The 25,446-nt window shown below is 33.0% G+C and carries 26 protein-coding genes, 1 rRNA gene and 1 other RNA gene; 12 read left to right on the forward strand and 16 right to left on the reverse strand.

Annotation, left to right across the window (positions count from 1 at the left end; all coding sequences use genetic code 11):
- Positions 1 to 296: 296 nt before the first annotated feature.
- The 4 genes from AAHM80_RS00825 to AAHM80_RS00840 all read right to left on the reverse strand — a co-directional run bounded on the left by AAHM80_RS00825 (position 297) and on the right by AAHM80_RS00840 (position 2,453).
- Positions 297 to 605 (reverse strand): type II toxin-antitoxin system VapC family toxin, encoded by a 309-nt coding sequence (locus tag AAHM80_RS00825; RefSeq protein ID WP_342260001.1) that lies wholly within the window; start codon positions 603 to 605, stop codon positions 297 to 299.
- Positions 592 to 834, reverse strand: coding sequence for an AbrB/MazE/SpoVT family DNA-binding domain-containing protein (locus tag AAHM80_RS00830; protein ID WP_341755142.1), 243 nt, complete (start codon positions 832 to 834; stop codon positions 592 to 594). Before AAHM80_RS00830 ends, AAHM80_RS00825 begins: the two co-directional genes overlap by 14 nt.
- Before the next feature lie 93 nt (positions 835 to 927).
- Positions 928 to 1,608 carry a methyltransferase domain-containing protein gene (locus AAHM80_RS00835; protein ID WP_410521537.1) on the reverse strand — a complete coding sequence of 227 codons (681 nt, stop codon included), beginning with the start codon at positions 1,606 to 1,608 and terminating at the stop codon, positions 928 to 930.
- Between the two features lie 119 nt (positions 1,609 to 1,727).
- On the reverse strand, positions 1,728 to 2,453 hold the full coding sequence (locus AAHM80_RS00840) for a lytic transglycosylase domain-containing protein (RefSeq protein WP_342260002.1): 726 nt from the start codon (positions 2,451 to 2,453) through the stop codon (positions 1,728 to 1,730).
- 227 nt (positions 2,454 to 2,680) lie between these two features.
- Between AAHM80_RS00840 and AAHM80_RS00845 the strand changes: the two genes are divergently transcribed.
- The 4 genes from AAHM80_RS00845 (at position 2,681) to ligA (ending at position 9,306) form a co-directional block, all read left to right on the forward strand.
- Positions 2,681 to 4,183: an Npt1/Npt2 family nucleotide transporter gene (locus AAHM80_RS00845; RefSeq protein ID WP_342260003.1), complete on the forward strand. Its 1,503-nt coding sequence runs from the start codon at positions 2,681 to 2,683 to the stop codon at positions 4,181 to 4,183.
- Between the two features lies 1 nt (position 4,184).
- Positions 4,185 to 5,852 carry a hypothetical protein gene (locus AAHM80_RS00850; RefSeq protein ID WP_342260004.1) on the forward strand — a complete coding sequence of 556 codons (1,668 nt, stop codon included), beginning with the start codon at positions 4,185 to 4,187 and terminating at the stop codon, positions 5,850 to 5,852.
- A 274-nt stretch (positions 5,853 to 6,126) separates the two neighbouring features.
- Positions 6,127 to 7,110 carry a polyprenyl synthetase family protein gene (locus AAHM80_RS00855; RefSeq protein ID WP_341747973.1) on the forward strand — a complete coding sequence of 328 codons (984 nt, stop codon included), beginning with the start codon at positions 6,127 to 6,129 and terminating at the stop codon, positions 7,108 to 7,110.
- Positions 7,111 to 7,224: 114 nt separating this feature from the next.
- A complete protein-coding gene (gene ligA, locus AAHM80_RS00860) occupies positions 7,225 to 9,306 on the forward strand; it encodes an NAD-dependent DNA ligase LigA (protein WP_342260005.1) in 2,082 nt (693 codons plus the stop codon).
- A gap of 155 nt (positions 9,307 to 9,461) precedes the next feature.
- On the opposite strand, the gene fmt is transcribed toward ligA, so the two are convergent.
- The 6 genes from fmt to AAHM80_RS00890 form a co-directional block, all read right to left on the reverse strand.
- Positions 9,462 to 10,382: a methionyl-tRNA formyltransferase gene (fmt, locus tag AAHM80_RS00865; protein ID WP_342260006.1), complete on the reverse strand. Its 921-nt coding sequence runs from the start codon at positions 10,380 to 10,382 to the stop codon at positions 9,462 to 9,464.
- Positions 10,373 to 10,906 (reverse strand): peptide deformylase, encoded by a 534-nt coding sequence (gene def / locus AAHM80_RS00870; protein ID WP_341747970.1) that lies wholly within the window; start codon positions 10,904 to 10,906, stop codon positions 10,373 to 10,375. The genes fmt and def overlap by 10 nt, the downstream gene beginning before the upstream one ends.
- A gap of 332 nt (positions 10,907 to 11,238) precedes the next feature.
- Positions 11,239 to 11,397, reverse strand: coding sequence for a hypothetical protein (locus AAHM80_RS00875; protein WP_342260007.1), 159 nt, complete (start codon positions 11,395 to 11,397; stop codon positions 11,239 to 11,241).
- Positions 11,391 to 11,951, reverse strand: coding sequence for an IS630 family transposase (locus AAHM80_RS00880; RefSeq protein WP_342259384.1), 561 nt, complete (start codon positions 11,949 to 11,951; stop codon positions 11,391 to 11,393). Before AAHM80_RS00880 ends, AAHM80_RS00875 begins: the two co-directional genes overlap by 7 nt.
- On the reverse strand, positions 11,945 to 12,445 hold the full coding sequence (locus tag AAHM80_RS00885; RefSeq protein ID WP_342259385.1) for a helix-turn-helix domain-containing protein: 501 nt from the start codon (positions 12,443 to 12,445) through the stop codon (positions 11,945 to 11,947). Before AAHM80_RS00885 ends, AAHM80_RS00880 begins: the two co-directional genes overlap by 7 nt.
- A 43-nt stretch (positions 12,446 to 12,488) precedes the next feature.
- Positions 12,489 to 12,833 carry an IS110 family transposase gene (locus AAHM80_RS00890; RefSeq protein ID WP_342260008.1) on the reverse strand — a complete coding sequence of 115 codons (345 nt, stop codon included), beginning with the start codon at positions 12,831 to 12,833 and terminating at the stop codon, positions 12,489 to 12,491.
- A 630-nt stretch (positions 12,834 to 13,463) separates the two neighbouring features.
- Between AAHM80_RS00890 and AAHM80_RS00895 the strand changes: the two genes are divergently transcribed.
- A complete protein-coding gene (locus AAHM80_RS00895; protein WP_342259441.1) occupies positions 13,464 to 13,619 on the forward strand; it encodes a hypothetical protein in 156 nt (51 codons plus the stop codon).
- Between the two features lie 439 nt (positions 13,620 to 14,058).
- Here the strand turns inward: AAHM80_RS00895 and AAHM80_RS00900 are convergent.
- The 4 genes from AAHM80_RS00900 to AAHM80_RS00915 all read right to left on the reverse strand — a co-directional run bounded on the left by AAHM80_RS00900 (position 14,059) and on the right by AAHM80_RS00915 (position 17,689).
- Positions 14,059 to 15,562, reverse strand: a 16S ribosomal RNA gene (locus AAHM80_RS00900).
- A gap of 229 nt (positions 15,563 to 15,791) precedes the next feature.
- Positions 15,792 to 16,259, reverse strand: coding sequence for a hypothetical protein (locus AAHM80_RS00905; RefSeq protein ID WP_342260009.1), 468 nt, complete (start codon positions 16,257 to 16,259; stop codon positions 15,792 to 15,794).
- Between the two features lie 21 nt (positions 16,260 to 16,280).
- Positions 16,281 to 17,429: an FAD-dependent monooxygenase gene (locus tag AAHM80_RS00910; RefSeq protein ID WP_342260010.1), complete on the reverse strand. Its 1,149-nt coding sequence runs from the start codon at positions 17,427 to 17,429 to the stop codon at positions 16,281 to 16,283.
- Complete coding sequence (locus AAHM80_RS00915) at positions 17,429 to 17,689, reverse strand: monovalent cation/H+ antiporter complex subunit F (RefSeq protein WP_341748154.1); 261 nt, start codon at positions 17,687 to 17,689, stop codon at positions 17,429 to 17,431. Before AAHM80_RS00915 ends, AAHM80_RS00910 begins: the two co-directional genes overlap by 1 nt.
- A 108-nt stretch (positions 17,690 to 17,797) precedes the next feature.
- On the opposite strand from AAHM80_RS00915, the gene AAHM80_RS00920 reads away from it, so the two are divergent.
- From AAHM80_RS00920 to AAHM80_RS00950, 6 genes are all read left to right on the forward strand, one after another.
- Positions 17,798 to 18,799: an NAD(P)/FAD-dependent oxidoreductase gene (locus tag AAHM80_RS00920; RefSeq protein WP_342260011.1), complete on the forward strand. Its 1,002-nt coding sequence runs from the start codon at positions 17,798 to 17,800 to the stop codon at positions 18,797 to 18,799.
- Positions 18,799 to 19,683, forward strand: coding sequence for a bifunctional 5,10-methylenetetrahydrofolate dehydrogenase/5,10-methenyltetrahydrofolate cyclohydrolase (locus AAHM80_RS00925; protein WP_342260012.1), 885 nt, complete (start codon positions 18,799 to 18,801; stop codon positions 19,681 to 19,683). The genes AAHM80_RS00920 and AAHM80_RS00925 overlap by 1 nt, the downstream gene beginning before the upstream one ends.
- The gene (locus AAHM80_RS00935; RefSeq protein ID WP_410521505.1) at positions 19,680 to 20,483 is read left to right on the forward strand and encodes an outer-membrane lipoprotein carrier protein LolA; all 804 of its coding nucleotides are present in this window, start codon (positions 19,680 to 19,682) and stop codon (positions 20,481 to 20,483) included. Before AAHM80_RS00925 ends, AAHM80_RS00935 begins: the two co-directional genes overlap by 4 nt.
- A 36-nt stretch (positions 20,484 to 20,519) precedes the next feature.
- Positions 20,520 to 20,615: signal recognition particle sRNA small type (gene ffs, locus AAHM80_RS00940), an RNA gene on the forward strand.
- Positions 20,616 to 20,674: 59 nt separating this feature from the next.
- On the forward strand, positions 20,675 to 22,201 hold the full coding sequence (dnaX, locus tag AAHM80_RS00945; protein WP_342260389.1) for a DNA polymerase III subunit gamma/tau: 1,527 nt from the start codon (positions 20,675 to 20,677) through the stop codon (positions 22,199 to 22,201).
- Between the two features lie 12 nt (positions 22,202 to 22,213).
- Complete coding sequence (locus tag AAHM80_RS00950) at positions 22,214 to 22,537, forward strand: YbaB/EbfC family nucleoid-associated protein (RefSeq protein ID WP_341761546.1); 324 nt, start codon at positions 22,214 to 22,216, stop codon at positions 22,535 to 22,537.
- 144 nt (positions 22,538 to 22,681) lie between these two features.
- On the opposite strand, the gene AAHM80_RS00955 is transcribed toward AAHM80_RS00950, so the two are convergent.
- Together AAHM80_RS00955 and AAHM80_RS00960 are read right to left on the reverse strand one after the other, a co-directional pair.
- Positions 22,682 to 23,248, reverse strand: coding sequence for a cell cycle transcriptional regulator TrcR (locus AAHM80_RS00955; RefSeq protein ID WP_342260013.1), 567 nt, complete (start codon positions 23,246 to 23,248; stop codon positions 22,682 to 22,684).
- Between the two features lie 121 nt (positions 23,249 to 23,369).
- The gene (locus tag AAHM80_RS00960) at positions 23,370 to 24,086 is read right to left on the reverse strand and encodes an OmpW family outer membrane protein (protein WP_342260014.1); all 717 of its coding nucleotides are present in this window, start codon (positions 24,084 to 24,086) and stop codon (positions 23,370 to 23,372) included.
- A gap of 180 nt (positions 24,087 to 24,266) precedes the next feature.
- Between AAHM80_RS00960 and AAHM80_RS00965 the strand changes: the two genes are divergently transcribed.
- Entirely contained in the window at positions 24,267 to 25,154 is an 888-nt protein-coding gene (locus AAHM80_RS00965) for a DMT family transporter (RefSeq protein ID WP_342260015.1), read from the forward strand.
- The last annotated feature ends 292 nt before the right edge of the window (positions 25,155 to 25,446 follow it).

Raw genomic sequence — 25,446 nt, forward strand, 5'->3', positions numbered from 1 at the left:
CCATAAACATACGAACACTAATAGCTAATTTGAATTTAATTCAATTATTTTTTGATTATTTTATTGTAGTAAATATACTGCTCGTAAATGAAGAGTTGGTAGACGAAGGTCAACTTCAAGAAGAGCTAGGAGTGTCAAAGTCGAGCAGCGGAGCGTACATTAGTACGTGAGCAGCGGAGATCTTTAGACACGACGACGCCAATTCTTGAAGTTCACCGAGTATATTGGCAGAGTTGATGCTTTATGGTCAAAAGTGAAACTAGTACTACAACCATTTAGTTCATTTAGTTTACCTATTAAAATATATCAGCAAAATCTGTATTACAGTTCTCATATTCTCTAACAGTTAGCGATAAAGTTTTGTGATCCTCAAACCGGAATTCTATAGTAGCAAATATTTCTTTTAGTACATTTATTATTTGGTTTTTTGAATATTTATAACCTCGTCCTAAAACCCAAATTATTTCACAAACTACTATGTTATTAATAAATATAGAACCACTAATACCTGAATATTGCTCAATTAATTTTGTAGCTTTGCTACTCTGTACTTCGTCATCTTGAATCAAATAACGAATTAAAACATTAGTATCAATTCCGATCATATCCACTCTTAATGGATTCATTCATATCTTCGATACTTAATGGTGTTTTCGGTTTGGGAAGTATTCCTTTTAAATTTTTAACTGGCTTATTAATTGGCACTACTATAAAAGAGCCATCTTGTATAATGAACTCTAATTTACTGCCAGAAGATAAATGTAGCTTGTTTCTAATATATGATGGGATAGTAACTTGTCCCTTACTTGTAACTGTTGAGCACTGTGCTTTCATAAGATACCATATTATGTATATTAGCTATGATTATTATAATAATGTAAGGAGAAAGTAAGAGCAAGCTATAAATGCTTATTTTTTCCTACTATTTTAAATACTGGTTATTTTTATACTATTCTTACTCGGAGAGGCAATGAAGCTAATTATATTAATTTGTTCGGTAAAAGTGTTAGTATCATTGCTTAGAATAGAAAGCATTTGCTTCGATATTATGTTATGAGAGTTTTTTAATAATGCTCCAGATTCTCCAATATTCTTTAATTCTCTAATGAAATCTAAAGGGCTTTTATAGCTCAGTTGAATATTTTCATAATCAACGATAATTTCTGTGAATCCTGCCTGTCCTAGTAAAGGTGTTACGTGATCAAAATGGATAAAAGGGGAAACATGTTGAAAGTGAGGGCGACTTAATGCTATTTCAGCTTCAATGAATTTCATTCGTAGTTCTTTTAGGCTGTTACCGCCGATAAAATTACCAATAAATAGGCCATTTGGTTTTAAAATACGTTTTATCTGTAACAGAAAATTTTGTACATCATTGATCCAGTGTAGACCCAAGGAAAAAGTTATTAGGTCAAAACTAGCTGCTTTAAATGGTAAGTTTTCTTCATTAACTAGTAATTTGGGAGTATGGTCAAACGATTGTAACATAACATTTGATGCACTAGCCGCTACAATTATAGCATAGTTATAGTTCTGCACTAATAGTTTAGTTAGTATACCAGTACGACATTCTAAATCTAAAATATCAGGAAATTCTTTATCAATAATATTTAGACGTTCAATAATATCGAATGCTGCATATTTAAAGAACGAACACTCAGCGATATTATCCACCACTTTGTCACGATTAGATTTTAACTTCTCACGATCAAATATAATTGTTACCTCTAGCTAGCTCTTGGTAATACTACCATAATATTACTCTTATATTTCCTAATATTACTTTCAAATGAAGCCCTCTGTTTATTCCTCAAAAGCATGTTTGTTGGTAGAGGAGGTGTATTATTATAATAATTGTACCCACTATACATGTTAATAGAGTTTTTATACAAGTCCATATTGTTAGCAATTTTGATAACATCTTGTTTATATTTAGAGCCAAACTCATGGGTGGCTGAATGGTAATGAGCAATTGCTTTGTGCCAACTACCTAACTGATCATATTTAGCTTTTAGGAATTTAGCAGCATAGGCGACGTTTTTCTTAGGATCAAAAGCTTGATTTAAAGAGTTAAATGCATTTAAATGATGTTTTAAGTTGATTTGCATACATCCTACATCAATATTTTCTTTGCCTTGAATAATTTGTTTTTTTACAAATGATATTGCCTCTTTTTTAGTATTAAAATAATAGCCTTTACCTTCAACATTGACAGTCCAAGGCCAAACCACTTTAATTTTATATTCAGTATGTTTTTTGCCCGATTCTTTTAAAGCTATCGAGTGTAACGTATTAGGAGGAATTTTATGTACCTTTTCAAAGTAAGGAAACATCCTTGAGCATTTATGTGATTCAGCAATTTCTACGTCTATATTAGCATATGCTACATTAACATATAAATATAATGGAAAAAGAAACAATAAATATAGGGCTAATATTGACCTAATGGACATAATTATTATCATTTTACTTTATCTTTTGTAGCATATTAAAAATTTTCCTACAAGGCAAGTTATGTCTCGTTGTCCTATAATTTTGTCACATAAATATTTTGTTAATAGAAAAATATGCTTATTTTCATTGACTTTATTAACATAGAGCTTTAAAAGGTTTAGTTCGGCTTCATTACATTATCTATGTTAAATAGTGTTAGTCTTTAGGTAATTTTTTGTATAAAATAATGTTACCATTCAAAAGTATTTTTACTAAAATTCAGGAAATCATTTGGCCTATAGAAAGAGAGGAATTGAAACTTTTTTTGCCTATGGCATTAATGATGCTGTGTATTCTTTTTAATTTTGGAACACTTAGATCCGTTAAAGACGGATTGGTCATACCATCAATAGGAGCAGAAGTCATTAGTTTCCTAAAACTTTGGTTTGTTCTTCCTTCCTCTATATTATTTACTATAATATATGTAAAACTTAGTAATCACGTACGTTTTGAATATATTTTTTATATAGTAATTTCGAGTTTTTTGCTTTTTTTCCTGATATTTGCTTATATCATTTACCCTAATCAGGAGTTTTATCATCCAAATGCTGAGCAGGTAGAACATTTAGTATCATTGTATCCTAATTTTCGATGGTTTATCAAGATAATGGGTAAATGGAGTTATGCTCTCATGTATATCTGTTCAGAATTATGGAGTGCAGTAATTATTAATCTAATGTTTTGGCAATTTGCTAATAATATTTTTGATACCAGTAAAGCGAAACGTTTCTATCCAATTTTAGGAATGGTAGGTAATGTTGGTCTGATTTTAGCTGGCAATGTATTAGTAGCTTTCTCAAATGTACTAGGGGTAGTCGATGCTCAAGTTATAATAAATGAAGATTTGCAATATAAATCAGAACTAATGCTACAACCTGTTATTTCTATAATAGTGTTTGTTGGTATAATTTCCATGCTGTTATTTAGGTTAATTAATTATCTTATTTTGAATGACGAGGTGCTAAAGGCTGATTTCCAAATAGTTCAAATACAGGCAAAAACTTCCTTATCACTTATGGATAGTATAAGGTTGGTTATTAACTCAAAATATATTGGACGCATTGCTTTATTGATAATTTGTTATGCACTACTAATTAATATAGTGGAAGGTCCGTGGAAAGCTAAGGTAAGGGAGCTTAATCCCAATATGTTAGATTATATACATTTTATGGGTAGGTTTAATATTTGGATGGGAATTTCCAGCGTTACTTTTATGATAGTTGGTAGTAATGTGATTAGGAAATTTACTTGGTTAATTTCAGCATTATTAACACCCTTAATGCTTTTGATAACTGGTTTAATGTTTTTTATCTTTGTTATTTTTTCAGAATATATAAGTTTTGGTATAAAAGACTTTAATCCAATTTATGTGGCTGTAATTATCGGAGGAGTACAAAATATTTTAAGTAAATCAACTAAATATTCGTTATTTGATTCAACAAAGGAAATGGCATATATTCCTTTATCATTAGAACTTCGAACAAAAGGTAAAGCTGCTGTTGAGGTTATTGGTATTAAATTTGGTAAGTCCTTAGGAGCTTTTATCCAGTCTTTTATATTTATTATAGTGCCTACTGCCACATGTGATTCAATAGTAGTTTATTTACTAACAATTTTTATTATTATAGTTATTTTGTGGTTTTGGAATATAGTACAACTAAACCGGGAATATGTGAAATTATGTAATTAGCATGCGAAAAAAGTTAATATATATATCAGTTATAATTGCTGTAATCCTATTGATTTATACCATTTCATGGTTGGTAATTGTTACTTCTGTAGCTAGTAAGATTAATGGGCAATATAGTAACCGCTATATCGCTGCTAATTCGATAGATAGTGAACAAAAATATTTCATTAAATTTAATAAAGTTGTTAGCTATGGTTTTCCGTTTAAAATTGCCTTGCAAGTAATTGGTTGGCATGAAGAGGGAGAGAATAGTATAATTGAATTTAATTCCCCGATTTATATAGGTTATGATTTACTGAAACAGGCTTGCTTTGTTAGTTATTTTGGTGACGCAACAGGTCGCTATAAACCTATTGAGTTGGGATTTGGTACAAAATTCGAAAGTGGTAATTATTCTTTTATAGCCAAAATGCCTTTAAGCTTTAAATTATTTAAGATTTTTATACAAAAAAAAGATCCGTTTGAAATTATAAATTTTATAAAAAAGTTGGAATTAACATCTGAGAAAACAAAAATTTTTGATTTAGTTGACGGGCAGAAATTATATGATGAAGATCATACAATTATTTCATTTTCACTAGAAAGGAATAAATATTATACTGATCTAGAAGATTTTAAAAATAATGTGCCACAAAAATTAAATGTTACTTATTCAACAAACATCTTAGAAAGTAATATTATAAACAGAAGAATACCAGCTGGTCTTTTATTATATAGATTTGCTTGGCCGATACCTTTTAGTTTTGAAGGTAAGTTTTATATAAAAACTAATAAATCTTTATATAGTGAATTTGCTAAAGATTTGGAAATAAAAATGATATCCAGCAAGTTTTCAAGTAGTATCCAAGAATCCTTGACTACTTTATTGTATCAAAGTAAAGTAGAAGAAGGTAGCAATGATAGTCATCTTAAGGTTGAATCAAAAATTGATTTGAAGCCAGGATTTTCTGATAATATATTGAATTCTATACAGTATTTATTGTCATATATATCGCTACTCCCTAATAGTTCATCTTTAATAGAAGAATTACAGTATATTAACAGTAATAAAGATAAATTCAACTTGACTGAATTAGAGAACCATCAATATATTTTTGATTTAGATATAAATTTTCTTGCTAGAAAAAAAGATATAATGAGAGTTCAAATAAATAATCTTAGTTTGTTTTCTAATAATACCGGATTTCGATTATCAAGCGAATGCAGGCTAGATGCATTTAAAAAATTTGATATTAAGGGACTTATTGTCTTCAATAATTATTTAAAGGCAACGGATATTATAACCAATTATTTCTTTAACTTGGGTAGGTTTAAAACATTCTCAGAAGATAGTCGTATTGTATACAAAGAAGGTACGAAGTATTTTTTAAGAACCATATCAGATCATCCTGATTCTAACTCAGGTGACATAAGTTTTGAGTATAATTTAGATTCAAGTAATATAGAAAAAGGCAAAATAGGTTCCGTAGACTTTAATAAATTTTTGCCATTATATTATCTAGCATTATACAAAAAAGCCTCGGAAAAAATACATATTGGTGATAATGTAACAAAAAGGATACAAGAACTAGTACCTGATTTTAATGAGCATCATTCATTGTTAAAACAATTAATGATCCAGCCTTTTTTGGAGGTTGATAGTGATGTTTGGCAGGAAGTCATAAAATAACCTGAATTCGATGTAACAAGTTACATCGAATTCAGTATTATATATAGAAACAATCAGGTTTGAAGCGGCTGCCCACCTGATTGTTAAAATATAATACTCCATTCAATATGTGATTTTAATAATTAAAATCACATATTGAATGATGAAAAAAGTTAAAATGCACCCGCGTCAGCCGCTTCAAGAGTGCATTTTTCCTTATAACAAAGCAAGTATCGATATAAGAATTATTAATTCTTATATCGAACTGAGGTTAAAATAGCATTAGAGATGTAAATTGGATACTATAAAAATAATACATAAAGATTTAGCAGTAGAACTGTCTAGCTTAAATAAACTTATTCTGACCCACTTAGCTGCCAAAGAACAACTAGTTGGCGTAATAGGTAAATATTTACTAGAATTTGGTGGAAAAAGAATCCGGCCATTACTAACAATTCTAACTAGTAAAATGTTTGGTTATGTCGGTGAAGATAATATCAAACTTGCTGGAGCTGTAGAATTTATTCATGCAGCAACTTTACTTCATGACGATGTAGTAGATGAAAGTACAATGAGAAGATCCAAACCTACTGCTAATGTTGTTTGGGGGAGTAAGGCTAGTATTCTAGTTGGAGATTTTTTATTTAGTCAATCATTTCAGTTAATGGTAGATACCAAATCTGTTAAAGCTATGAAATCTTTATCAAGAGCTTCAGCAATTATATCAGAAGGTGAAGTTTCTCAGCTTGTGAAATTGAATCAGCGGAGAATTATTGACGAAACAGAATATAATGAAATAATTATGGCTAAAACTGCAGAGTTATTTGGAGTATCTTGTGAAGTAGGAGCAATTATTTCTAGTCAATCTAACGAGATCTGTGAAAGTTTACAAAATTTTGGTAGATATTTAGGAAATATTTTCCAAATTATTGATGATTTATTTGATTATTTAGGAAATAGTCATGATATTGGCAAGAATATAGGTGATGATTTTTTAGAAGGAAAAATAACTCTACCCCTAATCTTTTTATATAAGAAGCTTGATGATACCGGGCAATTAACAGTTCAGAAAATGATTAAGGCGGATAATAGATCTGAGAGTGAATTTGAGATAATACGAAGTTTGATGATACAACATGGTATTAAGCAACAAATTATCGACCATCTAGCAAACATTAAGAATGAGGCTAGTAATTTATTAGAGCAAATCCCTATACAGAATATTTATAAAGATCATTTAGCTTCTTTACTTGAGTTTACGTTAAATAGGTCTTATTAGGTTATGTTGCCAAGGTTTATGCGATAATAATAATTTAACCTGAGTTCAATACAACATTACCGTACCTCATACCTAGTTACAATTAAATCTGATCCTCAAACTTTTACGATTAATATGCAAAATATTCCAACTGATATTGAACAGCTTTCTGAATTAGAGGCAAAAGATTTACTAAAACAATTGGCAAGTGAGATAGAAAAATATAATAAAGCATATCACCAAGAAGATACTCCTCTGATTTCTGATGCTGAATATGATCAATTATTTAATTTAAATCTTGAACTTGAAAAAAAATTTCCTCATCTTGTGCTGGCAAATAGTCCAACTAAACAAATCGGTAGTCTAGCTGCAGAGAAATTTTCTAAAGTAAAACATATAAATCCAATGTTTTCTCTTAGTAATGCATTTGATAATGAGGATGTATCAGAATTTATAAATAGAATAAAGAATTTCTTACGTCTTGATAGTTTTCAACCTATCTTTTGCGAACCTAAAATAGATGGTTTATCTTTTTCTGCTACCTATAAGAATGGCATACTCACCGCTGCTGCGACAAGAGGTGATGGTTTTATTGGAGAAGATATAACTGAAAATATTAAGACTATCAAGCATTTCCCTCATTCAATAGTCTTGGATACAGCAATTTTGGAAGTAAGAGGTGAGGTTTATATCAATAAACAAGATTTTCTATTATTAAATCAAGCACAAGAATTATCAAAAAAAGATAAATTTGTAAACCCGCGTAACGCGGCTGCTGGGTCGTTAAGGCAGTTAGATCCAAACGTTACAGCAAGTAGACCTCTAAGGTATTTTGTTTATGCTGTGGGAAGTAGTAGTAACAAAATAGCTGATTCTCAGGATGCTTTATTAGATAAGTTAAAAGAGCTAGGGTTTATCGTTAATAATATAGGAAAATTAGCATATTCTGAAAATGATATGAAATCTTTCTATGAATATTTGAATTTGTCTAGAGAAGAGCTGCCTTATGAAATTGATGGTATTGTCTATAAGCTAAATGATTTTGCTTTGCAGCAAAGGATGGGTTTTATCGCAAGAAGCCCAAGATTTGCTATTGCTCATAAATTTCCTGCGATAATTGGTCAAACTAAACTAATTAACATTACTCTACAAGTAGGTAGAACTGGCGTATTAACTCCGGTTGCTGAGTTAGAGCCGCTTTCTATTGGTGGAGTTAGGGTATCAAGAGCTACATTACATAATTATCAGGAAATCATAAGAAAAGATATACGGATCAACGATTATGTGTTTTTACAGAGGGCAGGGGACGTTATACCTCAAATTACTGCGGTAGATTTTACTAAACGTTCTAGTGAATTGCCAAAAATCGATATGCCAGTGCTTTGTCCATCTTGTGGGTCTCAGTTACATTATAATCAAGAGACAATAATAATTCGTTGTGATAATGGGTTAAATTGCCCTGCTCAAAATTATGAACGAATTTGTCATTTTACCTCTAAAAATGCTTTAGATATAGATGGTTTGGGGAAAAAACAAATAGAATTTTTGCTGGAAAAATCTTTAATAGAAAATCCAGTGGATATTTTTTATTTACAAAATAATAATGAAAAAAGCTTAGTCAAGCTTGAAAATATGGTAGGATGGGGGCGAATTTCTGTAGAAAACCTATTTGCAAACATTGAAAAATCCAAAATCGTCCCCCTAAATAAATTCATTTATTCCCTAGGAATCAGACATATTGGCGAACAAAATGCCAAATTACTTGCTCGAGAATTTCAGAATTATGGTAATTTTATAGAAGCTATGGAATCTTTATTAAAGGGTGATCAGCCTATGTACCAAAGGTTAAATGATCTAGAAGGAATAGGAGATAAAATTTTGGTGGATATTATCGACTTCTTTGATATTAAAGAAAATCTACAAATTATTCACCAGCTAAGTAAAATTTTAGAAATTCAAGACTATAGTGATCAAACCACCAAAACCGCATTAACTGGTAAGGTTGTAGTATTTACCGGTTCTTTACTTACTCTTTCAAGAGCAGAAGCAAAATCTCAGGCAGAGAAATTAGGAGCTAAAGTAAGTAGTAGTGTTTCGTCTGCTACTGCTTTAGTGGTGGCGGGTAGCGATGCCGGTAGTAAACTCAGAAAAGCTAAGGAGCTTGGAATTGAAATTATTGATGAAGATGAGTGGCTGGAGTTAGTATACTGCTCGTAAATGAAGAATTGGTAGACGAAGGTCAACTTCAAGAAGAGCTAGGAGTGTCAAAGTCGAGCAGCGGAGCGTACATTAGTACGTGAGCAGCGGAGATCTTTAGACACGACAACGCCAATTCTTGAAGTTCACCGAGTATATATACTAATTCTCCCACATCAATTCAATAAAGTACCTAGGGGAATTTGTACCCCACGTATAAATTCTTCAACGTTTAAAGCTTTTCTTCCTTCTTGCTGTAATTTTCTGATGATCAAAGTACCCTTACCACAAGCTATTTCTAAGATATTATTATTAACCACAGTACCAGGCTGTAATTTAACATCCAAATCATTATAATACGCTTCTAGGATCTTTATAACTTTACCTCCATATTCAAAATATATTCCAGGCCATGGATTCATACCTCGAATTCTACAATCTATTTTGTAAGCAGTCTCATACCAATTTATCTTCCCTTCTTCTTTCTTGAGTTTATGAGCATAAATTACTCCATCTTTATCTTGGACAATCCTTGGTAGGTTATCAATATTATCTAAAGTTTTAACCAATAAATCAGCCCCTATTTCTGCACATTGGTCATGCAAAACTGGTAAAGTTATTCTAGGAGAGAGTGAAAACGAATGCTGCAATATAATATCACCAGTATCCCACCCCTCATCCATCTGCATTATGCATACGGAAGTTTCAGAGTCTCCCTCTATAATAGTACGCTGCAATGGAGCAGCTCCCCTATGACGTGGTAAACTTGAGGGATGGATATTAAGACATCCATATTTCTTGGCTTGTAGGATAACTTGTGGTATCAAGAATCCATAAGCAACTACTACTATTATATCCGCATTAATTGAATTAATTAAATTGGTTATTTCTTCGGTTTTCAAGGTTTTAGGGGTATAAGTTGGAATATCATATTTTGATGCCAAACTATGGATAGGTGATGCTACCTCATTTAGCCCCCTTCCTTTAGATTTTGGAGATTGAGTGAATACAGCAATCACTTGGTGATCTTTACTGTTAATTAAACTCTTAAGAGTAGGTACAGCAAATTCAGGCGTACCCATGAAAATTACTTGCACAAAATATTATTTTTCAGTTTTTTTAATTTACGTAATGCTATGTCCTTTTTTATATCACTTAAATAATCAATTAGTAGCCTACCATCTAAATGATCCATTTCATGCTGAATAACCCTAGCAAGCCAACCATCAGCTTTTAATTCTTGCTGGTTATTATGATAATCTAAGAATCTTATAGTTATAGACTCAGACCTTGCTACTTCAACCCGTTGTTCCGGTAGAGATAAACACCCTTCTATTGCCACAACTAATTCTTTAGATTTGTCTATTATCTTCGGGTCAGCGATAAATAATGGATAAAACCCAGCGGGTCTTTCTGTATCATCATTATTCTGCAAATCAACTACCAATATACGCTGAGCTATTCCAATCTGAATGGCAGCTAACCCCACACCATGATCATGATACATAGTTTCAACCATGTCATCCATCAACTTTCTTATATTATCATCAATTATGCTTACTGGCAAAGATTTTTGTTTTAATTTTGAATCTGGAGCAGTCACAATAGGCAACACAGGCATAGTACTTTAAAACCATAAATTATTTATACTTTTCTGCTTTGAAATTCGTAGGATTATTCGAGTATGCAAAAACATTTACATTGTACCACAAAATAACCAATGAGTCTAGTGTGAGCTATTTGCTAGCGAACGAAAAAAAGATGTGGTCAATAGTAAGATACGCAGGGCTGATATCCTCCTAATGGGGATTATTACTTGAGCCTAGTATTAACTTGTTACATCGAATACAGGTTAAATTATTAAGAAAGTTTAAAATATTTACACTTTTTTACCCTGAAACTATTAGTACACACATAAAAATCATTATACTTCTTAGGTTCTGCACGCAGAACTTAATTAAAATCAATATATGGTAATAAATTTATGGTTAACAAAGTAAATATATATAATTTTATTAAATTCCAATCCCCATTTGAACGTCTTAAATCATACACTAATTCACCTGATGTTATCTTACGTAAAGCTATTATACCAATTGCAATAATTAACACGGTGTATTTATCCAGTCTCTATACATAATTGATTTTACTAAATCTACATTATGAGCAAATTGATTCCAAGCGTAACAAGCCATAGTGACGATATCTTCATATACACCATAACATTGGTTAGACAAGAAATGATTTTTGATCCATTCCCAAACTTGTTCCATTGCATTAAGTTCCGGTGCATAGGGCGGAAGCGGTATCAAAGTGATATTGCTTGGCACAGTTAGTTTTTTGGCTGTGTGCCAACCTGCATTATCCGTTAGTAAAGCTATATGTCGGTTGCCTTGAATACTGCGAGAAAGGTCTTCTAAGAATTTATTCATTGCCTGTGTATTTGCATATGGTAAAATTAATGCAAAAGCTTCTCCTGTATCATGGCAAGCAGCTCCATAAATATATGTTGAAATGAATTGCTGTTGCCGAACTTTACGGGGTCTAGTGCCACGCTTAGCCCATATACGAGTTAAGCTACCTTGTTGCCCAACTCGAGTTTCATCCTGAGACCATATATCAACTTTACATCTATCGATATTTTTTGGTAATAATTCTGTTAGCATGTCTGGGAAGTTTTTTTATATGTATTTTGAGTCTCTTGATTTGACTTTGGATGCATTGAACGAGAAGTAATCCAGCTAAAACCAAGGCGGTGCATAGTATTGTAGACTGTTTTTAAAGTACATTTAGCACCATATTCCTCAAGTAACATGATATGTAGCTCCTTTCCAGTTATATACCCACCAGTTTTACTTTCACTGAGCGTATTGATTTTATCAAAAAGAGCAGACTCTTGTATAGTGTTAATCTTCCTAGGGGCACCGCTTCTTTGTGATTCAAATAATCCTTCAAAACCATGATTCCTAAATCTTCTGAGCCATGATTGCACAGTTTTCCAGTGTGACTTCACTATTTCAGATATGGCTTTAAAAGATTTGCCTAATTGAAGGTAATACATCGCCAATAAACGTATACGATTTCGACCATGCGGCTCATGTTTCATCATTTTTATAAAATCATGACCATGAAAACCTTGCGGTAATATTAACCTAGCCATTTGAGTACCTTTATCAGGTAAAAACCCATTTTACACCACTGCGTTAATTATTGCAATTGGTATTATCCGCATAATATGCTAATTTAAATGCATCCTTCCTATCAGTTTTACACAAATTCATCGATTTACTAAAAGAATTAAAACTATATGTATTGACCTTATGTATTTGTTGGTTATTATTATCCAGCTTTTGACAAATCTCAGCTTCGTATCCTCCAGTAGGTTCACATATTATTAGCTTAATCTCTTGCTCTTTTGCTAATTTAATCATCTCTTCATGACCAGCTGCATCATTGGCAAAACGATGATATTTAGGTTTATCTCTTGTATTATATACACATATATCAAGCCAGTTTTTACTTACGTCTAGACCTATTATTTTATTCATGATATAATCTCCTTCTTCTTATTGTGCAAGGCTGCTCTTTTTAAGACCACCTTCTGCAATTTGTTCAAGGTAAACTACCAAAAAGAGGGTACTTATTCTCTTAGCGACTATTTTAGTCAAGGTCTATTCAAGTCACCCTCTTTAATTACTTATAACACATTCTTAAGATATAAGGTCTAATATAATCTCAGGGCTTATTGCTTCAAGCCACGCAAACCAGCAATAAAGCCTAATAAATTAAAAGCACAAAAATTGCTCCTTACGTTAAACTGAGGTTAATATATATGTATCAACGCATAAGAAAGCAAAGCCAAAAACTGGTTTAAATAATATTCAAAAAATTGCTGAAGAATGGCGGATAGATAAATTTATCAACCTAAAATTAGACAGCAACCAAATAGGAAATTGATCAAGATAAGAAAAAAGAGTTATTTGCTCTTGATGGTTGTTATGTGATTGAAACACAGATTGAAATTAAACTGATGAGTAAAGAATTGGTTGATAAAGCTTACCATAATTTACATGAAGTAGAATCGAATTTTAGCAGTATGAAGACGGGATTACTCGAAGTAAGGCCGATTTTTTTAAGATATAAGGTCTAATAGAACAAAGGGACATGTATTTGTCTGTATGTTGGCATTAAAAATATGGCACTACATGAAAAATAAGTTGAAACAGGGTCGTGGAGTAACTAAGGATGGTAAATATAATGTGACCATTGAGGAAGCATTAAGAGAGTTGGGAAAATATGTTTTTTATATTACACTATCAAAGGTTGTAAAGTAGCAAGATTATCAAAATTAACGTCTATTCAGCAACATTTATTCAATTTATTTGATCTAACAATGCCCCAAATGACAAAATCTGCAAAATGATAAAATGTAGTCAGTAAAGAAAATTTAATTTTCTATCCCATACACCGCATACTAACCTCGTTTTATGGCACAATTTTGATCCTATCCATCTCGAAGATAAGTCACGTAGGAATAATGGTTTGACTACGTTTCGTTCGCTCGTCACCCGTACGCCTAACTAACCAACTCTTAAAATTCATCAAGTATATATATTGGGAAATATTTATTTTGCTAGGCTTGGTGAATATAAAAAAATACTTAAAGAAAGAGCTGTTTTTAAAAGCTTCATAAACAATCAGTTAAAGGTAGTGACAGCGAAAGTCGAACTTAGGCAAATATTATAAAAGTAATATTTGCTATGTTAAGTCTTTAAAGGAGGTAATCCAGCCGCAGGTTCCCCTACGGCTACCTTGTTACGACTTCACCCCAGTCGCTAATTTTACCGTGGTTGGCTGCCTCTTACGTTAGCTCACCACCTTCAGGTAAAACCAACTCCCATGGCGTGACGGGCAGTGTGTACAAGGCCCGAGAACGTATTCACCGCGGCATGCTGATCCGCGATTACTAGCGATTCCAACTTCATGCTCTCGAGTTGCAGAGAGCAATCCGAACTGAGATATCTTTTAGGGATTTGCTCCACGTCCACCGTCTTGCTTCCCTCTGTGGATACCATTGTAGCACGCGTGTAGCCCAACCCATAAGGGCCATGATGACTTGACATCGTCCCCACCTTCCTCCGGCTTATCACCGGCAGTTTCCTTATAGTTCCCGGCATTACCCGCTGGCAAATAAGAATGAGGGTTGCGCTCGTTGCGGGACTTAACCCAACATCTCACGACACGAGCTGACGACAGCCATGCAACACCTGTGTGTGGTCCAGCCGAACTGAAGGGATGCATCTCTGCTTCCCGCGACCACCATGTCAAGGGTTGGTAAGGTTTTTCGCGTAACATCGAATTAAACCGCATGCTCCACCGCTTGTGCGAGCCCCCGTCAATTCCTTTGAGTTTTAATCTTGCGACCGTATTCCCCAGGCGGAGTGCTTAATGCGTTAGCTACGAAACCGAAAGAAATTCTCCCGATATCTAGCACTCATCGTTTACGGCGTGGACTACCAGGGTATCTAATCCTGTTTGCTCCCCACGCTTTCGTGCATCAGCGTCAGTTGTAGCCTAGATGACCGCCTTCGCCACCGGTGTTCCTCCTAATATCTAAGAATTTCACCTCTACACTAGGAATTCCATCATCCCCTACTACACTCTAGATTAGTAGTTTTGAAAGCAGTTCCGAGGTTAAGCCTCGGGCTTTCACTTCCAACTTACTAAACCGCCTACGCACTCTTTACGCCCAGTAATTCCGAACAACGCTAGCCCCCTCCGTCTTACCGCGGCTGCTGGCACGGAGTTAGCCGGGGCTTTCTTGGTCAGGTACCGTCATTATCTTCCCTGCTGAAAAGGGCTTTACAACCCTAAGGCCTTCGTCACCCACTCGGTATTGCTGGATCAGGCTTTCGCCCATTGTCCAATATTCCCCACTGCTGCCTCCCGTAGGAGTCTGGGCCGTGTCTCAGTCCCAGTGTGGCTGATCATCCTCTCAGACCAGCTACAGATCGTTGGCTTGGTAGGCCATTACCCTACCAACTACCTAATCTGACGCGGGCTCATCCATCAGCGATAAATCTTTCCTCCGAAGAGAATATACGGTATTAGCATTTATTTCTAAGTGTTATTCCGTACTGATGGGCAGATTCCCACGTGTTACTCACCCGTTTGCTACTAACTAATTCAGAGCAAGCCCTAAATTAATCCGTTCAACTTGCATGTGTTAAGCATACCGAAAGCGTTCGTTCTGAGCCAGGATCAAACTCTCAAGTTTGATTCTGTCTACTTTTTATTCAAAAAATTGACAGGTTTAATTTATCACTTTTAGTGATAAGTACATTTTGCTGTCACTACCTATATCTGATTATTTACTTTTAAAAACAGCTACGAACAATTAATGTTCGTCTTTTCGTAGGAGTAATTATATGCAAAATCTACCATCCTGTCAACTGGTATTTTGAACTTTTTTTATAATTATATTAGAGCCACTTTTAATCCTCAACCTAATTTGCCGCTATCCTGATGGCCGAATTTAGCCTCCAATAATAACAGAACGACCAAACGAGTTCCCATATGACCTCAATTATCATCTCTTTAAAAATAAATACTTCTCTAGGTAATAATAATACCAAGAAGATAATTAATGCAGGTGTTAAATAAACTAACGTTCGTATCATTACTGGAAATCCAATACAAATACATCTTTCTATAAACTCTTTGTCATCACCAGCTTTATTAGTATTATAACATATAATTGTTCCAATAACCGCACAACCCAAAGATAACACTATCTTATATACATCCACTTGTACATTTAATGGTAATTTTAATATTACTATCCCAATTATCAACCTTATCATAAAATACCAAAACCGTTCTTTAGAACTAACAGCATTATTTTTAAATCGCAATGCTAGTTCTCTGTCATCAAAAAAATTCATTTCAATCCCCCTAGAGTATTTATTTGGCAAAATAGTAAGATATTTTTCATTTTATCTACGACCCATGGCATACTCTACTAACAAATTCTTAATAGGCTGTATATTATCAATAGCTTTAAGCCCCAAACGTCTTAGATACCACAAGGGTTTTGAATGGTTTGAGAAAATACTATTTAAGCTTTCAGTAATCATATACATATGAAAATTATCATTTTGTCTTAATTTTTGATATCGTTCTAGCATTCCTGTACTTATACCACTACTAGCCACTAATTGAGTTAAAGTTTCAATATCCTTTATTCCTTGATTCAAAGCCTGACCAGCTAGAGGATGAATTGTATGGGCACTATCTGCCACAACTGCTATTTTATTATAAAAATATTTACTAGCTATACGAGCCTTTAAAGGAAAAGAGCTAATAGTACTATCTAAAGCAATAGACCCTAAAGAATTCCCACAATTTTTACTTACTAAATACTCAAATTCTTCCTTTGGTAAGCTCATCAATAATGCAGCCTGCTCTTGCCCAGTAGTCCATATTATAGATGAGACCTTTTGGTCTCTGAGAGGTAAAATGGCAAAAGGACCAGATGGCATAAAATGTTCAATAGCACAATTTTCGTGATCTTTCTCATGCTTAATATCAAACGTTAAGGCGATTTGGTTATAGGTTTTCTCTATTTTATTAAAAAAATAATATTGACGAACTTTAGAATTACGTCCATCACAAACAATCAATAAGTCACTATTCATAGTCTTATTGTCATCTAGATATATGGTTGAATGATCAGGTTTACTATCAACTTTTTTATAATCACACTGATCAATTACCTTAATCAAAGGGTTTTTTCTAACATTTGCTAGTAATATTTTTTTAAATTCACTATTTTTTACTATATAACCTAATGCATCATTTCCCTTAATATTTGACATACATAGCATTTCTGGTGCTTTATTATCAACAACATAGACGTCCAACATTTTGCTAGCTATCTTCTCAATCTCAAACCATACATTAAGGCCTCTTAGAAACTGCATAGAAGCAGGGGTTAAGGCGGTCGTTCTGATATCAGTACAAAAATTATCAGAATTTATCGATTGATACTCAAGGATGGTAGTCTTAATATCCTCTTTCGCAAACGATAATGCCGTAAGCATACCACTGAAACCACAACCCAATATTATTATTTGTTTTTCCATCACATCACATTATTAGATTGATTGATAAAATACTTTAAATATGCTCCACTTGCTATAAAACTTAAGAGAAAATAAATTATAGCAATGTCTAGATAACAATTATTCATTTTAAATGAACCAAGAAAACAAATGAATAAGGTTATTATACTAGTTAAACTATTTAGCACTAAGAGTTTGACAAAAATATTTACATTTTTAAGTAATAAATAGATCATTAAACCAATAAACAAAATATTGATAACTAAATAAAAATTTATCATGATACAAAATTAATTTAAACTGATTAGTTGATTATTTATCCATTCTAACATAAAATCCCGGTATCGTTAAGAGTTTGACTATTTTTTTATTTATAAAAATTTTATTTTATGCACAACACTGATATTATAATAATTGGTGCAGGTCCAGTTGGTCTATTTGCTATTTTCCAAGCTGGGATGCTTGGTATGCGTTGCCATGTTGTTGACTCGCAGGAGATAATAGGAGGGCAATGTAGCCAACTTTACCCAGAGAAACCTATATATGACATACCAGCATATCCTAAAATTATGGCAGAAGAGTTGATAGCACAATTGGCACTGCAAGCACAACCGTTTAATCCAGTTTATCATCTAAATCAGCAAGTAGTGCAGTTGGAAAAAGAAGAGGGGCAATTCCAAATTACCACTTCTAAAGACACCATAATTACTGCTAAAGTTATTATTATAGCTGCTGGATGCGGTTCTTTTGGACCTAATAGACCTCCATTACCTAATATAGAAGCATTTGAGGGAAAATCAGTATTTTATTTTATCAATAACCGCAATAGTTTTGCCAACAAAGAAATTGTAATAGCTGGTGGAGGCGATTCGGCTGTAGACTGGGCAATATCACTATCTGAAATTGCTAAAAAAATATATTTAGTGCATAGGCGTGAGAGATTTCGGGCAGCGAATGAAAGTATAAGGCAACTCAAAGAACTAGCAAATAGTGGCAAAATTGAGTTGGTAATTAATTATCAACTAGAGCATTTAGTAGGAAAAGATGGTATCCTAGAAGCAATCGGAGTAAAGGATTTTGAAGGGAATATTCGCACCTTACCAGCAAATATATTATTGCCATTTTTTGGACTTAGCCAAGAACTTGGTCCGATAAAAAATTGGGGATTAAATCTCAAAACTAATCATATAATTGTAGAACCTTCATATTTTGAAACAAATATTTCAGGCATTTATGCAATTGGCGATATTGCTAGTTATCCGGCAAAATTAAAATTAATTCTTACTGGTTTTGCCGAAGCAGCTAGCAGCCTACATCACGCCTATGGCAGGGTATTTGAGGGTAAGGCCTTACACTTCGAATATTCAACTACCAAAGGAGTGCATAAATAGTGAATGAACGTAGTAATATAATCAATGGTAAATATGTTGCAGAACAAATATTATCTAAGTTAAGGGCAGAGATTAATTTAATCAAGGAGCAACATAAGTTAGTACCAACTCTTGCTATTATACTAGTGGGTGATAACCCAGCTAGTAGTATATATGTAAGAAATAAGATCAAAGCAGCAGGAGCAATTGGTATGAACGCTTTGCAAATAAATTTGCCCAGTGAAATTGATATTGACCATATGCTGCATGAAATCAGCATGCTCAACAATGATTCAAATATTTCTGGAATTATCGTACAACTTCCTCTACCTGAACATATCAATAAAAATTTAATCTTATCTGCCATCGATCCTAGCAAAGATGTCGATGGTTTCCATCCTATAAATGTTGGTTATCTACATAGTAACTCAGGCAATGGCTTTATACCTTGCACGGCTCTTGGTTGCATTGAATTACTTAAACACATTGAGAAAAATTTAGCTGGAAAAAATGCTGTAGTTATAGGGCGTTCTAATATTGTAGGTAAACCATTATCAGCTTTATTACTTAGAGAAGATTGTACTGTGACGATATGCCATTCAAGAACTCAAAATTTAAGTTCTATAACTTCCCGTGCTGACATAGTAATATCAGCTACCGGATCCCCTTTGACATTAACAGAAGAATATTTTAACCCTCAATCTATAGTGATTGACGTTGGTATTAGTAAACTTCCTAATAGCGACAAGATGGTAGGAGACGTTGATTTTACCAATGTTGTTGATAAAGTGAGATATATAACCCCAGTTCCAGGTGGTGTTGGACCAATGACTGTCGCTTATTTGCTAAAGAATACACTTAAAGCAGCAAAACAAAATATAACACATATTAGGTATAAAAGATGAGCTGGCTTTGTAAAGGTATTATTGCCATTTATTGGTTTCTAACCATAGCCTATGCTGAAGTAGAGTTCTTGCATAACTCTACTTCTACTGGTAATTTGGGCGTCGGGACTAGACTCGAATCCTCACGTACACTAGAGTACGCTACGGTTCTGCGTTCCGATCCTCCTACAAATTCCCTAGTAGAAGCGAATTCTGCTAGAGCTCTAATATTAGAGAATAGACCTTTTGATAACAAAGCTATTGATCAACTTAAAATATATTTACGTGAAATAAAATCCATGGCTGTGGACTTTAGCCAAGAGGATTCAGCAGGGAATAAAGCTGAAGGTAAGTTATTAATAAATAAGCCTTCTAAGTTTCGATGTAATTATTACCCACCATTCCCTTTGGTAGTTATTGGTAATACTAATTATGTTTCCGTGTATGATTATGATATGAAACATGTAAGTCGTATTAAGGCAGAGGAGAATGTATTTAATTTTTTATTAGAAGATAGTATAGATTTTGATAAATATTTCAAAATTGAGTCAGTAATAGATCAAGATAATATGTTTAAAATTACTATTTATCATACTTTATCAGAGCGGCGTAGTCAGATTACCTTTGATAAAAAAACTAAACAAATAAAAAAGCTAGAAATACTTGAAGATGAAAATGTTATTACGATGATATTTAATCATATTGCAAAAGTACAAAAATTTGATGATGATTTATTTAAGCTTAAGAATCCAGACATATTCGGAACACCAAGTAGACTGACAAAAAACGATATAGAAAAAAAATACAATTTAGCCACTTAAATAACTTGCCTCTAGATGATAAAAGAACTATTTTATCATGTGCTAGTAGTGGGCATTGGTGCTGTTCAGGTGGTCAGGTTCGAAAGGAAGCAGCCAAAATAGTCTCTAGTGGGTCATTACTAGCATACTCTTCTGTTTTCAAGAATTGGATTTGAAATCATTTGAGTAGATCATATTTTTGTGAATATACCATAGTGACAAAAACAACTGACCAATATATTAATTTTGCTAGAAAATATCGCCCTACTAATTTCTCTGAGCTATACGGACAAGAAGTTTTAACAAAAATTTTAAGCTATACTATTCTAAAAAATCGTATATCTCAAGGTTATCTTCTTACTGGTATTAGGGGTGTTGGCAAAACTACTTCAGCACGTATTATCGCTAAAACTATTAATTGTACCAATCTGATAGTTGAAGGTGATAGTATTAAACCTTGTGAGAGTTGTCAGAATTGTAGCAGTTTTAATAAAAATAACCATCCCGATATAATTGAAATTGATGCTGCTAGCAAGACAAGTGTTGATGATATCCGTAAAATAATAGAAAGTAGTGAATATAAGCCGCTAATCGCTAGGTACAGTATCTTCATAATTGATGAAGTTCATATGCTATCTAAAGGTGCATTCAACGCTCTACTTAAAATCCTTGAAGAACCACCAGCACATGTAATATTTATATTTGCTACTACTGAACCACAAAAAATTCCATTAACCGTAATTTCTAGATGTCAGCGATATGATTTAAGGAGGCTAACATTTGATGAGATTTTTCAATTGCTTCAGTCCATCGCTAAAAAAGAACAGTTAAACGTTGAGATAGAGGCTCTTAGAATAATTGCATCTAGATCTGATGGTTCAGCTAGAGATGCAGTTTCAGTACTAGACCAAGCAACAAGCTTGGCAGCAGGAGACTTGATCACTCCTGAAATCGTTTATCAAATACTTGGTTTGGTGGATACAGCTAGTATAGTTAAGTTTTTTGAATATATTATTCAAAAAGATGCTGCTAAATCTATTGATTTAGTAAACAATCTCTATATGTCTTCAGCAAATTTAGAAACTTTTGTAGCATTAGTTGCTGATTTTACTGCCTATCTTAGTAAAATAAAGATATTACCTAATTATCAAAATCCTATATATGTATCTTTTAATGATAATGTTACAAATATTCTAACAAAAATTACTCTTTCTCAATTATCTATTATTTGGCAAATATATAGTAAAGGAATTATAGAGATGAAAACTTCACATAATCAATTGATAGAAGCTGAAATGCTGGTGATAAAATCTATTTACTCCCAGATGTTACCATCGCTAGAAGAATTAGTGGAATATAATGATGGGGAGCAACTAGAACAACCGGTATTACAACAATCAACTAAGAACTATCAAATTACCGGTTTTCTTGAGTTTTTACATTTGCATAATGAGATGGAAGTTTATTACAGATTACTAAACCAAGTGGAGTTAAAATCTTTTGTTCTTCAAACTATAGAAATTGCTGGAAGCGATCTCAACACAAAAATAAAAGAACAAATTACTAATTTATTATTTGCTTGGTCAGGAAAAACTTGGAATGTTATCATTACAAAACAGTTAAAAATAATCACTCTTAAAGAACAATTGCTAAATAAAGTAAAATCAAGTCAAGATTGGAAAATTTTAACACAACACTTTCCAAATGTTACAATCTCAGATATTTTGTTAGAAAATTAAAAGGTACATAGTATGACAAATTTTAATCAATTTTTAAAACAAGCTCAGTCAATGCAGAAAAAAATGCAAGCAATGCAGGAAAAAATGGCAAATGCTGAATATTTTGGAAAAGCAGGTGGTGGGTTAGTAAATATTACCGTTAGTGGTCGTGGAGAGGTTCGAAAGGTCTCTATTGATTCCTCTTTGCTTAAAGAAACAGAGAAGGAATTATTGGAAGATTTAATTGTTGCTGCTTTCAACGATGCTAAAAGCAAGGTCGATGAAGATTCACAAAACTCTATGTCTGATGCTTTAGGTAATATTGGTTTGCCACCTGGACTAAAGATGCCATTTTAAATCCTCCCAACTTCCGCATAGAGGATTTGTTACATGGAACATGAGTAGGTCATTCCCGCATAGGCGGGAATCTATAATATCTCATAGCCTTTGCAGGCATGTCTATAGCAACTACCGATCGCGGCTTTTAAATTGCCCTGAGACTTACTCTTTAACAGTTTTTTCTTGCTTAGATAAAAGCTGTACTTGCTCAATACTCTTGTCTAATTCTACTTGACTACAAATTCCAAGTAAAACTGGATCACGTGGGCGAATGTTTTTCATGTTCCAGTGACTACGATCACGGATAGCTTCTATGGTTGACTTAGTAGTACCAACGAGTTTTATAATTTGATTATCTAAAATTTCTGGACAATTTTTAAGTAACCAATATATCGCGTCTGGTTTATCCTGACGTCTAGCAATAGGAGTATATCTAGATTGTTGTTTTTTCTTTGTACTTACCAAATCATAGGCACTACTCACAAAAAGTCTTAAACTACTACTTGGATCTTTCGTGCAACGCATTATTTCTTCTTGAGTTAATTGTCCTCCAGCAATAGGATCTAACCCCATAATACCTTGAGACACTTCACCATCAGCAATACCTTTAATTTCAAGCTCATGAACCCCACAAAAATCAGCTATCTGCTTAAACGTTAAAGCAGTATTATCAATCAACCAAATAGCAGTTGCTTTAGGCAGTATAGGTAATTTTTGTTGTGAACTCATAGTAAAAAACTAATAATATAATATTGATATGTCTAGAAAAGATATAGTCTCTTCTAATTAATAAGTCAACAATAGACATCTTAGACTATTTCAATTTCTCGTTTAATTAGGTCAGGCAAGCCTAAAACCAAAAACCAATACCTACTGCAATCATTAACGGATTAAACCTTACTTTAGATGATATAGGTTGTTTTACTAAACTATTTTTATAATCAACTTTGGTCTTAAGAAAATACTGCCTTACATCTAAGTTAATCAATGTATCATCCTTAGCATATAAGTCAACCCCGATCTGTAATACAGCACCGTGACCATTTTTGACGGTACATCCTTTAGATTTACTGAACATATAAGCTCCATGATAACCAACGCCAACATAAGGTCTAATAGCACCAAAGGGAGCTATATGATATTGTCCCGTAACAGTCAGGGGTATCATATAAAGATCTTTTCTCTTACCAACATCTACTGGATTACCACCATAATTATAAGCCACATTCTTTAAACTATTATTTTTAGGACGTAATACATTAAAACCTAAAGATAACTCTGCAGCAACATTACTAGCAAAGAATATTGATGTAGAAGCATCAAAACCGTAACCATTTTCAACAAAATTACCAATCGATACTGGGCTTGCGGCGGTAGCCTTAGGAAAGCCTTTTTGCTTTGCACTAGATTTTATCCCCCCCCCTCTTATTTTAAACACAAGATTACCTTCATTTTCATAATAATCGGCATCATAGTCATTATTAGTTAAATCAGAATTAGCAAAGCTAGAGATACTTACACAACTTACCAATAACAATATTCCAAATTTTTTCGTGACTTTTATCATAACTATAAACCTTTTCTTGCTTTAAATATATTGCTGTATTATATATATATTCTTTCTTATTTGGAAATCAAATTGATAATAAGATTTTTAAACTTGTTTAACATTAGTGACACTATAACACTAAATATAGAAAACACTAATACAAAAAATATAAAAAAATAACGAATTAAGGTCTATACAATGAATAATAAATTAAACACTTATTTTGTTGGTATTGGTTGGTTTATATTAAGCTTGATAAGTAGTGTAACTAATGACATAACAGCAAAATATCTTGGACTTAGGCTACATAGTTTTGAGGTGGCTTGTTTTCGTTTTTTCTTTAGTGCTTTAATTCTTATCCCTTTTATTTTATATTATGGGAAACAGACTCTTACAACTAATCGTCCTTTTATACATATTGCAAGAGGGGTTTTATTGTTTTTTGGTATGACGTCTTGGACTTATGGTCTCAGTATTGCCCCAGTGACTACTGCTACAGTTATTAGTCTTGCTACACCTTTATTTACTCTAGTGCTAGCAGTGTTTTTCTTAAATGAGAATATTATTTGGCAAAGATGGGCAGCAACTTTATTTGGTTTTATTGGTATTGTTATTACCCTAAGACCTCATGCTAGTGACTTTAATCCACAGATATTGATTTTTGTTTTAGCTGCTATAGCTTTTGCCATGTTAGATATTATCAATAAGAAATTTGTAGTAAAAGAATCAATGATTAGTATGCTATTTTATTCTGCTTTAGTAACATCTTTAGTATCAATACCACCATCAATAATGTATTGGCAAACACCTACCAGTTCAGAATTTATTTTGCTATTTACCTTAGGAGCTGGGGGTAGTTTAATCTTATTTTTCTTATTAAAGGCTTTCTCTCTAGTTGATGCCACAGCCACAGCCCCTTATAGATATTTAGAGTTAATAATTTCAGCATCAGCTGGATATCTTGTGTTTAATGAAATCCCTGAAAACAGTACTTTATACGGAGCATTGATAATAATACCTGCAACATTGTTTATAATATATTCTGAGAAAGGAAATATAACACAAAATGATAAAGCTACTGCATGAAGAAGCACTCGCAATACCTCTATTCGATATAAGAATTGTTAATTCTTATATCGAATAGGCTTGTTATAAGGAAAAATGCATTCTTGAAGCGGCTGACACGAATGCATTCTGATCTGTTATTAGCAAATGAAATATTTAACAAGCAGGCGTCAAACCGCTTTAAGCTTGATTGTTTACATTTTCTGTACAAACATATTAGTGGAATAAATTTTTGATATATACTGCAAAAAATTGAAGAATTTAGAAGAGAAAATTCTATAACAGACTTGCTGCATAAATCAAAGATAGTTGA

This window comes from Candidatus Tisiphia endosymbiont of Metellina segmentata, from assembly GCF_964030715.1.
Classification (GTDB): Bacteria; Pseudomonadota; Alphaproteobacteria; order Rickettsiales; family Rickettsiaceae; genus Tisiphia.

Coding starts and splice junctions, on each gene's coding strand:
- def (WP_341747970.1), bottom strand. CDS start 10,906: ATGCCTGTGTTGCCTATTGTGACTGCTCCAGATTCAAAATTAAAACAA.
- AAHM80_RS00935 (WP_410521505.1), top strand. CDS start 19,680: ATGAGCTGGCTTTGTAAAGGTATTATTGCCATTTATTGGTTTCTAACC.
- AAHM80_RS00920 (WP_342260011.1), top strand. CDS start 17,798: ATGCACAACACTGATATTATAATAATTGGTGCAGGTCCAGTTGGTCTA.
- AAHM80_RS00845 (WP_342260003.1), top strand. CDS start 2,681: ATGTTACCATTCAAAAGTATTTTTACTAAAATTCAGGAAATCATTTGG.
- AAHM80_RS00950 (WP_341761546.1), top strand. CDS start 22,214: ATGACAAATTTTAATCAATTTTTAAAACAAGCTCAGTCAATGCAGAAA.
- ligA (WP_342260005.1), top strand. CDS start 7,225: ATGCAAAATATTCCAACTGATATTGAACAGCTTTCTGAATTAGAGGCA.
- AAHM80_RS00890 (WP_342260008.1), bottom strand. CDS start 12,833: ATGAATAAAATAATAGGTCTAGACGTAAGTAAAAACTGGCTTGATATA.
- AAHM80_RS00895 (WP_342259441.1), top strand. CDS start 13,464: ATGTTGGCATTAAAAATATGGCACTACATGAAAAATAAGTTGAAACAG.
- AAHM80_RS00880 (WP_342259384.1), bottom strand. CDS start 11,951: ATGCTAACAGAATTATTACCAAAAAATATCGATAGATGTAAAGTTGAT.
- AAHM80_RS00840 (WP_342260002.1), bottom strand. CDS start 2,453: ATGTCCATTAGGTCAATATTAGCCCTATATTTATTGTTTCTTTTTCCA.
- AAHM80_RS00910 (WP_342260010.1), bottom strand. CDS start 17,429: ATGGAAAAACAAATAATAATATTGGGTTGTGGTTTCAGTGGTATGCTT.
- AAHM80_RS00825 (WP_342260001.1), bottom strand. CDS start 605: ATGATCGGAATTGATACTAATGTTTTAATTCGTTATTTGATTCAAGAT.
- AAHM80_RS00830 (WP_341755142.1), bottom strand. CDS start 834: ATGAAAGCACAGTGCTCAACAGTTACAAGTAAGGGACAAGTTACTATC.
- AAHM80_RS00965 (WP_342260015.1), top strand. CDS start 24,267: ATGAATAATAAATTAAACACTTATTTTGTTGGTATTGGTTGGTTTATA.
- AAHM80_RS00850 (WP_342260004.1), top strand. CDS start 4,185: ATGCGAAAAAAGTTAATATATATATCAGTTATAATTGCTGTAATCCTA.
- AAHM80_RS00960 (WP_342260014.1), bottom strand. CDS start 24,086: ATGATAAAAGTCACGAAAAAATTTGGAATATTGTTATTGGTAAGTTGT.
- AAHM80_RS00885 (WP_342259385.1), bottom strand. CDS start 12,445: ATGGCTAGGTTAATATTACCGCAAGGTTTTCATGGTCATGATTTTATA.
- AAHM80_RS00955 (WP_342260013.1), bottom strand. CDS start 23,248: ATGAGTTCACAACAAAAATTACCTATACTGCCTAAAGCAACTGCTATT.
- AAHM80_RS00915 (WP_341748154.1), bottom strand. CDS start 17,689: ATGATAAATTTTTATTTAGTTATCAATATTTTGTTTATTGGTTTAATG.